The 11,535-nt window shown below is 61.5% G+C and carries 10 protein-coding genes; 8 read left to right on the top strand and 2 right to left on the bottom strand.

The window, feature by feature from the left end:
* Positions 1 to 17 precede the first annotated feature (17 nt).
* Positions 18 to 836 carry a phytanoyl-CoA dioxygenase family protein gene (locus KHQ24_RS07930; protein ID WP_004204030.1) on the top strand — a complete coding sequence of 273 codons (819 nt, stop codon included), beginning with the start codon at positions 18 to 20 and terminating at the stop codon, positions 834 to 836.
* A 22-nt stretch (positions 837 to 858) separates the two neighbouring features.
* Entirely contained in the window at positions 859 to 1,842 is a 984-nt protein-coding gene (locus tag KHQ24_RS07935) for a zinc-dependent alcohol dehydrogenase family protein (RefSeq protein ID WP_211777210.1), read from the top strand.
* 2 nt (positions 1,843 to 1,844) lie between these two features.
* On the opposite strand, the gene tynA is transcribed toward KHQ24_RS07935, so the two are convergent.
* Both tynA and paaZ read right to left on the bottom strand, forming a co-directional pair.
* On the bottom strand, positions 1,845 to 4,112 hold the full coding sequence (tynA, locus tag KHQ24_RS07940; RefSeq protein ID WP_064187297.1) for a primary-amine oxidase: 2,268 nt from the start codon (positions 4,110 to 4,112) through the stop codon (positions 1,845 to 1,847).
* Between the two features lie 748 nt (positions 4,113 to 4,860).
* Entirely contained in the window at positions 4,861 to 6,906 is a 2,046-nt protein-coding gene (paaZ, locus tag KHQ24_RS07945) for a phenylacetic acid degradation bifunctional protein PaaZ (protein ID WP_064187296.1), read from the bottom strand.
* A gap of 286 nt (positions 6,907 to 7,192) precedes the next feature.
* Between paaZ and paaA the strand changes: the two genes are divergently transcribed.
* The 6 genes from paaA to paaF are packed head-to-tail and all read left to right on the top strand — an operon-like array spanning position 7,193 to position 11,535.
* Entirely contained in the window at positions 7,193 to 8,122 is a 930-nt protein-coding gene (gene paaA / locus KHQ24_RS07950; protein ID WP_004176377.1) for a 1,2-phenylacetyl-CoA epoxidase subunit PaaA, read from the top strand.
* 11 nt (positions 8,123 to 8,133) lie between these two features.
* Complete coding sequence (gene paaB / locus KHQ24_RS07955; protein ID WP_002902768.1) at positions 8,134 to 8,421, top strand: 1,2-phenylacetyl-CoA epoxidase subunit PaaB; 288 nt, start codon at positions 8,134 to 8,136, stop codon at positions 8,419 to 8,421.
* A gap of 7 nt (positions 8,422 to 8,428) precedes the next feature.
* Positions 8,429 to 9,184: a 1,2-phenylacetyl-CoA epoxidase subunit PaaC gene (gene paaC / locus KHQ24_RS07960; protein ID WP_211777211.1), complete on the top strand. Its 756-nt coding sequence runs from the start codon at positions 8,429 to 8,431 to the stop codon at positions 9,182 to 9,184.
* An 11-nt stretch (positions 9,185 to 9,195) separates the two neighbouring features.
* On the top strand, positions 9,196 to 9,693 hold the full coding sequence (paaD, locus tag KHQ24_RS07965) for a 1,2-phenylacetyl-CoA epoxidase subunit PaaD (protein ID WP_004204037.1): 498 nt from the start codon (positions 9,196 to 9,198) through the stop codon (positions 9,691 to 9,693).
* Between the two features lie 7 nt (positions 9,694 to 9,700).
* Positions 9,701 to 10,771, top strand: a complete 1,071-nt coding sequence (paaE, locus tag KHQ24_RS07970; RefSeq protein WP_004204038.1) for a 1,2-phenylacetyl-CoA epoxidase subunit PaaE — start codon at positions 9,701 to 9,703, stop codon at positions 10,769 to 10,771.
* The gene (gene paaF, locus KHQ24_RS07975) at positions 10,768 to 11,535 is read left to right on the top strand and encodes a 2,3-dehydroadipyl-CoA hydratase PaaF (RefSeq protein WP_017898730.1); all 768 of its coding nucleotides are present in this window, start codon (positions 10,768 to 10,770) and stop codon (positions 11,533 to 11,535) included. The genes paaE and paaF overlap by 4 nt, the downstream gene beginning before the upstream one ends.

An 11,535-nucleotide genomic window follows, 5' to 3' on the forward strand; every position in this document is an offset into this window, starting at 1 on the left:
ACACAGGAACCCAAGCGATGCACAACCAACACTCTCACCATATCGATCAAGCGACAGTCGACCGCTGGCAGGCGGATGGCGTGGTATTACTGAAGGGCGTTTTTACCCCCTGGGTTGAGCGCCTCGCCGAGGGGGTCACGGCGCTGATGGCCAGCCCCAGCGAATATGGTCATGCGCGCACGGTGATCCCCAAAGATGGTTCGCCGCCTTTTTTTCAGGATTACTGCAACTGGTCGCGGATCCCGGCGTTTAGCGAGTTTGTCTTCCAGTCGGCCGCCGCCGAAATCGCCGCGGCGCTGATGCAGTCGCAGACGGCGAAATTTTTCCATGAGCATACGCTGGTCAAACCCGCCGGGGGCAGCACGGTCACCCCCTGGCATCATGACCAGCCTTACTATTGCGTCTCCGGCCGACAGAACGTCAGCTTCTGGATCCCGCTGGACCCGGTAGCAGAGGCCACCTCGCTGCGCTGCATTCGCGGGTCGCATCGCTGGGAGGCGGAGTACAGTCCCACCCGCTTCAATGGCACCAGGCTCTACGAGCACACCCGGTTCAGCGCGCTGCCGGATATCGACGCCCATGAGGACGAGTACGATATCGTCAGCTGGGCGCTGGAGCCGGGGGATGCGGTGGCCTTTCATTTTCGCACCGTCCATGGCGCCCGCGGCAACCCTGGAGCGCGGGCGCGACGGGTCTTCTCCGCCCGCTGGGTGGGGGATGACGCCGCCTTTGCCGACCGCGGCGGCGTGACGTCGCCGCCGTTCCCCGAGCTGACCCTGCGGGACGGCGACCCGCTGGATTCTCCACTGTTCCCCCAGGTCTGGCCGCCAGCGTAAGCGGCTTCGGACGGGATCTGCTATGATCCCGTCTTTCGTTGTCTGGAGCCAGTCGATGTTCAACGACGCCATTGTTTATGACCGCTACGGGCCGCCGGCCGCGGTGCTAACGCTGAAACGCGCCCCGCTGGCGCCGCTGGCCGGTGGACGGGTGCGGGTCAGGATGCGCTATGCCCCGGTGAATCCTTCAGATCTGATCCCCATCACCGGCGCCTATCGCCACCGTACCCGACTGCCGGCCGTCCCCGGCTACGAAGGCCTTGGCGAGGTGGTCGCCGCGCCATTCGGCAGCCGGCTGACCGCGGGCCAGCGGGTGCTGCCCCTGCGCGGGGGCGGCACCTGGCAACGGTTTATCGATCTCGATGAGACCTGGCTGGTGCCGGTTCCCCCGGCGGTGGACGATCTGCTGGCCGCCCGCGGGTATATCAATCCGCTGACTGCGATGCTGATGCTCAGTCACTGGCCGGTTGCCGGGAAACAGATCGTGCTGACCGCCGCCGCCTCCTCCTGCGCCAGCCTGCTGGGGCAGTGGGCGCTGGCCATGGGCGCCCGTTCGGTAAGCGGGATTATTCGCTCGCCGCAGCATCGGGCGCGTCTGGAGCAGGCCGGGATCTATCCGATCCTCGACGCCGACCGGGCGCTGGTGGAGAAGGTCAGCCAGCACAGCGATCTGGTGTTTGACGCGGTGGGCGGGGAGCTGGGGAACACGCTGTTGTCGGTGCTGCCCGCGTCGTCGACCCTGGTCTCCTACGGCTTATTATCCGGGCGGCCGTTGATCCAGACGCGCGCCAGCGCGGCGGTGCGCAAGTTTCATCTGCGGGAGGCGCTGCCTGGCCTCAGCCTGGCGGCATGGCGGGCGGCGTTCGATGAGATCTGGCAGCGGCTGCCGACGACTACGCAACCGCCGGCCCAGCGGGTGGCGTTGAACGACTGGCGCGAGGCGATTGCCGCCGCCGGCCAGCCGGGAAGAGGCGGTAAAATCCTGCTCGATTTCACCGTGGGTTGAGATTACTGTTTCTTCTCGCCGAGGGTCGGCGTTTCGTCAAAGAAGTTCCATGGCTTCAGCAGGGCGTGCGCCCATTCGGTTGGCATGATCGGCCACTCTTCAGCGCGCGCCACGTGGGTGGTGCCGGTGGTGATCCACACGACGTCGTCGTGGTTTGTCAGCGACTCATCGTCCTTGGCATACTGGCCTAACCCGGTATCGTGAGCGGAGCGGTTGGGGTATTTGCCTTCCGGATAGCGTTCGCTCGGGTGGTAGCGCGTCACCCACAGCTGTTTATCCATAAAGCTCAGACGATGGTAGATCCACTCGTCGGGGGCGAACTTGGCGCCGGTCGCCGCCGGATGGGTGCCGCCAGCGTAAGGGATGATCTGGTAAGAGACTGGGTTACCCATGCGGTTCTCTTTGCTGGTGTTGCTCAGCAGGCGAATCGTACCCGGGTCGAATTTCTGCGCCGCTTTCTGTTCGCTGTCAATCGTGTACTGATTCACCTGCATGGTGCTGGTGCGCGGGCCGCCGGCGGTGTTGGGCTTCACCTCCGGGTCCATCGCCACCAGAGTGTTGTTTTCGCCGTCCACGTCGAGGTCGAGGCGGAAGTTATAGATATGCTGGTGGGTGGTGCCGACAATATTATGGTCGATCAGCGTTCCGTAGCGGGTATCTTCTTTGGCGCTCGGGTCGTGCATGGTTTTCGCCAGCACGCCTTTCACCGCCTCAATCCCGGTGGCGCCGGCATCGATGCCGATGGTGCCGTTGTCGTGGAATACCCAGTCAAAGATATAGTCGTAGTTGCCGACGGTGCTGATCCAGCGCACCACCAGCTCCCGGCGCTCGGTACTGACGTTGGGCTTGCCCATCTCCAGGTGCTTATATTCCGGCCCGGCGTAGCGCTCGAATATGGCGACGGCGTGCGGGATGGTGGTCGGCGCGCCGGTGTAGTCGGCGATGGTTTCATCCAGCAGCACCGCATTCGACGGCGCGTCTTTGCCGCGTACAATCGGCGAGGTCAGGGTGCCCATGCCGTAATCGCCGGAGTCCAGATAGGCTTTGAAATACCAGCCGACGTCCGGGTCGCCGTAGGGGACGATCATCCCGCCGAGCGAACCTTCATACATCACCTGGCGTTTTTTGCCGTTATCGTTGTAGGTCACCGTCGAGAGGATTGGCCCGACGCGCGAGTTAAGACGCAGATGGAAATCCCAGTTCCGCCAGTGAATGGTATCCCCGGTAATGGTATAGTTTTTGCCTTCCGGTTCAGTAATATCCAGCGGTTTCACCGCCGGGGCGTTGCGGTCGCGGCCATCATACGGACGCGGTTCCATCGGCACCGGAATCACCGGGCCTTCCTCGATTTTGATGATTTTCTTTGCTTCCAGGTCGACCACCGCCACCAGGTTTTCAATCGGGTGCGCCCAGTAGTTGCCGTCGCCGGTATCGAGATAGCTGACCACCTTCAGCAGACGCGCATCCTGCTGCAGGCCATCTTTACCATCGAAGTAGCCGACGGTGAGCGGGGTGGTGACCACCTTGCCAGGATCGGTAATACCGTGTTTTTTCAGCACCGCCGCGAATTCGCTGCTGGCGTTGATGATGTTCTGCACGCTGGCGAAATCATCGAGCAACACCATGCCGTGGGCCCCTTTGATCGGCGTCCATGAGAGGATTTTTTTGTTTTGCAGATCGACCACCGCCTCCATCACCTGTTTGCCATCGAGCATCACCACATCGGCGGTGCGCGGCGCATCCACCGGCGTGCCCTGCAGGGCAAAGGCCCATACCGCGGCTTTATCCGGCTCGTGCAGGGAAATTTCGGTAAAGCGGGTATTGGGCTGGAATTCCGGCGCGGCTTTGACAATGGTCACCGCTTCGCTGATTTCCGCCGCCGAGAGCGAGTTTAACGGGTGCGGGCGTTTTTCCACCTGGAAGGTCTGGTCGAGACCGGACTGGAACACGTCGTTGATAAAGGTATCGGAGACCCAGGCTTTACCTTCCTTCATCACCACCGGCACCGGCAGATCAAGGGGTTTACCGTTGACGATCGCCGTTTTGGCGCCGGGCTTCACTTTGACGTAAGCGCCATCTTTTACCAGGGTAAACATTTGCGCATAGTCATCCCACTGCACGTCAGCGCCGAACGCCTCCAGCGTTTTATCCAGCGGTACCATGTGGGCTTCGCTACCGTGAGCGAAGACCGGTGATTGCCAGGCGCAAACCACCGCGACAGCGAGAGCCAGTGCGGTTTTACGAGGAGAAAATTTCAAGCCGTTTGCCATTGTGACCTCATCTTATTGTTGTGTTGTCTTATGCCGCTGCGAATGTCGGCTTTGTCACCCTTAAGCTACCAGCCCGCGGCGCCGTAGCGTTTGTTTGCTCTTGCCAGGTTATTTGTCAGTTTTGCCAGAGGGACGTAAAAAATGCCTCCGCAGAGGCATTAAGCACGAGCGCCGATTTTTTTGCCGGGTGGCGGCTAACGCCTTACCCGGCCTACAGCCCCAAATCACTGCTGGCGCTAGCGCTGGGGCCGCTGAAACTGCCGGTGCTGGCGGCCTCAACATCGCTGAGACGTTCCCGGCAGGCCGGGGCAGCCCGCATGGATGCGGGCTGAGGGCCGTGTTTTGCATGGACGCTGCCTCGGCCCGACCCGAAGCCTGCAGGGATAAGTCGAAGGGACCGCGCAGCGGCGATTTTGCTGGCCGGAGTCCGGGTTACAGGGGGCGGCGGCGACTGGCCGCCCCCTGTGCGCTCCCTGCGCCACGGAAAACAGAATGAAGAAAAATTAACCGGGAGCGCAATGTACGCTGAAGCCACAGATAACATAAAGAACCACACTTCAGTACTTCCCCTCACCCTGACCCTCTACCGGAGGGAGAAGGAACTGTCCGGTAGCTGTTTTCGCCCCCTGCGCCTTGAGATAAATCACACAGAACAAACGTTTTCCCGGGGCGAAACCGTTGCAAACCGATTGCAGAAGCAATAGCTCAAGGACCGGCCAACAGAGCGCCAGCGGTCTATTTTCCGCCATTACGCCGGGAAATCCCCCTGCTGGCGCGCCACCAGGGTGAGAATGGAATACAGCGCCACCGCCTGCTGGTGCTGGTTGAAAATCTCTACCGCCCATTCCACCACGCCGGTGGCTTTCTCCTCAGCGCTGCGCTGCCGCTTGACCGTTTTCCGCTTACAGGTCAGACGCACCTGGATGGTGTCTCCCGGCTTGACCGGTTCAATAAAGCGCAGGTTTTCCATCCCGTAGTTGGCGATAACTGGCCCGACGCCGGCATCGACGAACAGACCGGCCGCCGCGGAGATCAGGAAATAGCCGTGGACCACCCGCTCGCCGAAAATCGACTCGGCGGCGGCGATTTTGTCCATGTGGGCGTAGAAATGGTCGCCGCTCAGACAGGCGAAGTTAACGATATCCGCTTCGGTCAGGGTCCGGCGAGGGGTTAATAAGCTGTCGCCGGGCTGGATCTCTTCGAAATATTTGCGAAACGGGTGAATGCGATCTTCGCTCACCTGGGCGCCGCGTACCCACTGCTGGCCGATGGTCGCCAGCATCGTTGGGCTGCCCTGGACGGCGGTGCGCTGCATATAGTGTTTCACCGAACGCAGTCCGCCGAGCTCCTCTCCGCCGCCGGCGCGGCCGGGGCCGCCATGCACCAGCTGCGGCAGCGGCGAACCGTGGCCGGTTGATTCTGCGGAGGATGCCTCGTTCAGGATCTGAATACGACCATGCGCGCGGGCGGCGCCGAGGATAAACTCCCGCGCCAGTTCGCCGCTGGCGGTAACCAGCGTCCCCGCCAGGCTGCCGCCGCCGGCGCGTGCCAGCGCCAGGGCATGCTGGCGGTCCTGGTAGGGCATCAGGGTCGCCACCGGGCCAAAGGCTTCAATGGCGTGAACCGCCGGGGTTTCATCCGGCTGCGGGCAGTAGAGCAACGTCGGCGGGAAAAAGGCTCCGGCCGCGCTGAGGTCCGCCTGTCCGCCAAGCAGCGCTTCGCAGCCGGCGGCAATCAGTTTATTGACGCTCTCCTGTACGTCCCGACGCTGCTCGTGATTAACCAGCGCCCCCATCTTAATCCCTTCCTGCGCCGGGTCGCCGACGGTCACTTTATGCAGGCGGGCGATCAGCGCATCGCTAACCGCATTGATCTGCGCCAGCGGGACGATGATGCGGCGGATAGCGGTACATTTTTGTCCGGCTTTCGCCGTCATCTCGCGGACCACTTCCCGGATAAACAGCGCGAACTCCGGTTGCTCCGGCGTGACGTCTTCGCCTAAGACACAGCAGTTGAGCGAATCCGCTTCCATGGTAAAGGGAATCGATTTGGCCACCAGGTTGGGGTGCGACCGCAGCTGCTGGCCGGTGGCGGCAGAGCCGGTAAAGGTCACCACGTCCTGGCTATCGAGGTGGTCGAGCAGATCGCCCGCGCCGCCGCAAATCAGGCTGATGGCGCCCTCCGGAACCAGGCCGCTGTCGACAATCGCTTTCACCATTGCCTGGGTGAGCTGGGCGGTAGCGGTTGCCGGTTTAATGATAGCTGGCATACCGGCCAGCCACGTGGGGGCCAGTTTTTCCAGCATTCCCCAGCAGGGAAAGTTGAAGGCGTTGATATGGACGGCGACGCCTGATTTTGAGGTCAGCACGTGACGGGCGGCAAAACCGCCCTGTTTTGAGAGCGGGATCAGCTCGTCTTCCGGCCACAGGATATCGTCCGGCAGTTCGCGACTGCCCAGCCCGGCATAGGTGAAAAGGGTACCGATACCGCCTTCAATATCCACCCAACTGTCGGCGCGGGTGGCGCCGGTTTGCGCCGAGATGGCGTAGAACTGGTCTTTCTGCTCCAGCAAGTGTTTCGCCACCGCTTTTAACATCGCGCTGCGTTCAATAAAGGTCATGGCTTGCAGCGCCTTACCGCCGCGCTCAATCGCGAAGCGGCGCGCCTGCGCCATATCCAGACCTTCACTGGTCACCTCCCACAGCGCCGTGCCGGTGATGGCGTGATGAATAGTACGGGCGCGGCCCCGGCCGGTCTGCCAGGCGCCGGATAAGTAGCTGGCTAACTGCTGCATCGCAAATCTCCAAATGTGTTACGTGTGATATCTATAAATAGTTCTTTTATGAATCATAAAATGCAAGCCAGTATTTAATAAATTATTAACATTGTGATCGCGATGGCGTTACGCCTTATGCTTAACTTACTGTATTTATTGTGGTTTACAAAAGGTTTTGCGGAGATTATCACAAAAAGAGCAAACAAAATTTGTGGTTTTATTTAACCAATATGTAACCTTCAATAAACAAAGTGATTCATATTAATGTTTTTGTTGTGAATATCGGAATCATAAAGGTGATGACGTGACAGAAGAACAACGCTTTGACCAGCGCATCGCGCAGGAAACGGCCATCGAACCGCAGGACTGGATGCCGGATGCCTACCGTAAGACCTTGATTCGGCAGATAGGCCAGCACGCGCACTCGGAGATCGTCGGTATGCTGCCGGAAGGCAACTGGATCACCCGCGCGCCGACGCTGCGCCGCAAAGCGATCCTGTTGGCTAAGGTACAGGATGAGGCTGGACACGGGCTCTATCTCTATAGCGCCGCGGAAACCCTTGGCTGCGCCCGGGAAGACCTGTATCAGAAGATGCTCGACGGGCAGATGAAATACTCCTCCATTTTTAACTACCCGACGCTGAGCTGGGCGGATATCGGCGTGATCGGCTGGCTGGTCGATGGTGCGGCTATCGTCAACCAGGTGGCGCTGTGCCGGACCTCCTACGGGCCCTATGCCCGGGCGATGGTCAAAATCTGCAAAGAAGAAAGCTTTCACCAGCGCCAGGGATTCGAAGCCTGCATGGCGCTGGCGCAGGGCAATGACGCGCAGCGGCAAATGCTGCAGGACGCCATCAATCGTTTCTGGTGGCCAGCGCTGATGATGTTTGGCCCCAACGACGACAACTCGCCAAACAGCGCCCGCAGCATGGCGTGGAAAATCAAACTGCACTCCAACGACGAGCTGCGTCAACGCTTCGTCGACAACACCGTGCCGCAGGTGGAGATCCTAGGCATGACCGTCCCGGACCCGGATTTGCAGTTTGATGAAGCCAGCGGCCACTACCGCTTCGGCGAAATCGACTGGCAGGAATTTAACGAGGTGATTAGCGGCCGTGGCATTTGCAATCACGAACGCCTGGCCGCCAAGCGTAAGGCCTGGGAAGAGGGCGAATGGGTGCGCGAAGCCGCGCTGGCCCATGCGCAAAAACAGCAGGCCCGCAGCGCGGCATGAGGAGAGACAACATGAGCAAAGTTTACTGGCCGTTATATGAAGTGTTCGTTCGCAGCAAACAGGGGCTTTCCCATCGTCACGTCGGCAGCCTGCATGCCGCCGACGATCAAATGGCGCTGGAAAACGCCCGCGACGCCTACACCCGCCGCAGCGAAGGCTGCTCCATTTGGGTGGTGAAGGCCAGCGAAATCGTTGCTTCGCAGCCGGAAGATCGCGGCGAATTCTTCGACCCGGCGGAAAGCAAAGTCTACCGCCATCCGACTTTCTATACCGTGCCGGACGGCATGGAACATATGTGAGGCGGCGATGAATAACCCGAATCCCATCGCCACCTACGCCCTGCGGCTTGGCGACAACGGCCTGGTGCTGGCCCAGCGTTTAGCCGCCTGGTGCGGCCATGCCCCGGAGCTGGAGATCGATCTTGCGCTGGCCAACATCGGCCTCGACCTGCTTGGCCAGGCGCGCAACTTTTTAAGCTATGCCGCCGAGCTTAACGGCTGCGGCGACGAAGATACCCTGGCCTTCGGCCGCGATGAGCGCCAGTTCAGCAACCTGCTGCTGGTGGAGCAGCCCAACGGCAATTTTGCTGACACCATCGCCCGCCAGTTCTTTATCGACGTCTGGCACGTCGCCCTGTACAGCCGGCTGGTGAACAGCCGCGATGCGCAGCTGGCGGCCATTGCCGCTAAAGGACTGAAAGAGGTGCGCTACCACCAGCGCTTCAGCCGTGGCTGGCTGGAGCGTCTTGGCAACGGTACCGAGGTATCCCAGCGCAAAATGCAGCAGGCGGTCGACAATCTGTGGCGCTTCACCGGCGAACTGTTCCTTGCCGATGACCTGGAGCTCAGCCTGGTCGGGCAGGGCATTGCGGTTGATCCGCGCGAGCTTCAGGCCGAATGGCAAAGCACCGTGCATACCGCGCTGCTTGACTCAGGCTTATCGATCCCGCAGGAAGCGGCCTTCCGCAGCGGCGGCAAACAGGGGCTGCACAGTGAACATCTCGGCCCGCTACTGGCGGAGATGCAATATCTGCAGCGTTCGCATCCCGGCCTGCAGTGGTAAGGGAGGAGAAGATGCAACGTTTAGATGACATCGCTCCCGCCGAGGTGCGTGCTATCTGGGGATTGTTAAGCGCGATCCCGGACCCGGAAGTACCGGTGCTGACCATCACCGATCTCGGCATGGTGCGCAGCGTCGCGCGCCACGGCGACGGCTGGGTGATTGGCTTTACCCCGACTTATTCGGGCTGTCCGGCGACGGAGCATCTGCTGGGGGAGATCCGCGCAGTGATGAGCGAGCATGGTTATCTGCCGGTCCACATCGTCCTGCAGCTGGACCCGCCCTGGACCACCGACTGGATGAGTCAGGATGCCCGCGAGCGCCTGCGCCAGTACGGCATCAGCCCGCCGCAGGGGCACGCCTGCCATGCGGATATGCCCGCCGAGGTGAGTTGTCCACGCTGCGGCAGCACCCATACCTCGCTGCTTAGCGAATTCGGTTCCACGGCCTGCAAAGCGCTCTATCGCTGCGACAGCTGCCGGGAACCTTTTGATTACTTTAAATGTATTTGAGGTTGCCATGACGACGTTCCATTCGCTTAAGGTGGCGAGAGTCGAGCCGGAAACCCGCGATGCGGTGACCATCACTTTTGCGATCCCGCAAGCCCTGCAGGCGGAATACTGTTTTCGCCCGGGCCAGCATCTGACGCTAAAAGCCCGTCTGGGCGGTGAAGAGCTGCGCCGCTGTTACTCCATCTGCCGCAGCCGCACGCCGGGAGAGATCAGCGTCGCGATCAAAGCCATCGACGGCGGGCGCTTCTCGCGCTACGCCCAGCACGATATCCAGCAGGGGATGGAGCTGGAGGTGATGGTGCCGCAGGGGCATTTCGGCTATCAGCCGCAGGCCGAACGGCAGGGCGACTATCTGGCGATTGCCGCCGGCTCCGGGATCACGCCGATGATGGCGATCGTTAGCGCCACCCTGGCCACCGAGCCGTACAGTCGCTTCACGCTGATCTACGGTAACCGCAACAGCCACAGCATGATGTTCCGCCAGGCGCTGGCCGATTTAAAAGACCGCTATCCGCAGCGCCTGCAGGTGATACATCTGTTCAGCCAGGAGTCGATGGACAGCGATCTTTTACAGGGGCGCATTGACGGCGACAAACTGCGCCAGCTCGCTGACCATCTGCTGGATTTCAGCCGTTTCGACGAGGCCTTTATCTGCGGTCCGGCGACGATGATGGACGAGGCGGAAGCAACGTTACGTGAACTTGGCGTAGCGGAGAAATCGATTCATCTCGAACGCTTCAATACGCCGGGCGGCAGCGTTAAGCGCGCCGCCGGGGTGCAGGCGGAGGGACGCACGGTCACCATCCGCCAGGACGGGCGCGATCGGCTGATCGCCCTCAGCGCCGAAGACGACAGCATCCTGGATGCCGCATTGCGTCAGGGGGCAGACCTGCCGTTTGCCTGCAAGGGCGGGGTGTGCGCCACCTGTAAATGCAAAGTGCTGCGCGGCGAAGTGGCGATGGCCGCCAACTATAGCCTCGAAGCGGATGAGCTGGCGGCGGGTTATGTACTGAGCTGCCAGGCGCTGCCCACCAGCGGCGACGTAGTTGTCGACTTTGACGCGCGGGGGATGGCATGAGCGAGCTGCTGATCCACCGCCATGGCCGGGTGCTGCAGCTGACGCTCAACCGTCCGCAGGCCCGCAATGCACTGAACAATGCCTTATTAACCCAGATTGCCGAGGCGCTGGAGGTCGCGGCCGCTGATAACCGCGTCAGCGTCTGCGTCATCAGCGGTAACCCGCGCTTCTTTGCCGCCGGGGCCGACCTGAATGAGATGGCGGAGAAAGATCTCCCGGCGACCCTGGACGATATCCGCCCGCGGCTGTGGGCGCGTATCGATGCCTTCCCCAAACCGCTGATCGCCTCGGTCAACGGCTACGCCCTCGGCGCCGGCTGCGAGCTGGCTCTGCTGTGCGATCTGATTGTCGCCGGGGACAACGCCCGCTTTGGCCTGCCGGAAATTACCCTCGGCATAATGCCGGGCGCTGGCGGCACCCAGCGGCTGATCCGCAGCGTTGGCAAGGCGCTGGCCAGCCGGATGGTGCTGAGCGGCGAGAGTATTGACGCCCGTCAGGCGCAGCAGGCCGGGCTGGTGAGCGATGTCCATCCGGCGGCGTTAACCGATGAATATGCCCTGCAACTGGCGACCACCATCGCCCGCCATGCGCCGCTGGCGCTGCGGGCGGCGAAACAGTCGCTGCGCCTGTCGCAGGAAGTGAGCCTGCAGGCCGGTCTCCAGCAGGAGCGCCAGCTGTTCAGCCTGCTGAGCGCCACCGAAGACCGCCGCGAAGGCATCGACGCCTTCTTACAAAAACGTAACCCGGACTTTAAAGGACGCTAA

The sequence above is a fragment of the Klebsiella sp. 54 genome (assembly GCF_018223875.1).
GTDB lineage: Bacteria > Pseudomonadota > Gammaproteobacteria > Enterobacterales > Enterobacteriaceae > Klebsiella > Klebsiella quasipneumoniae.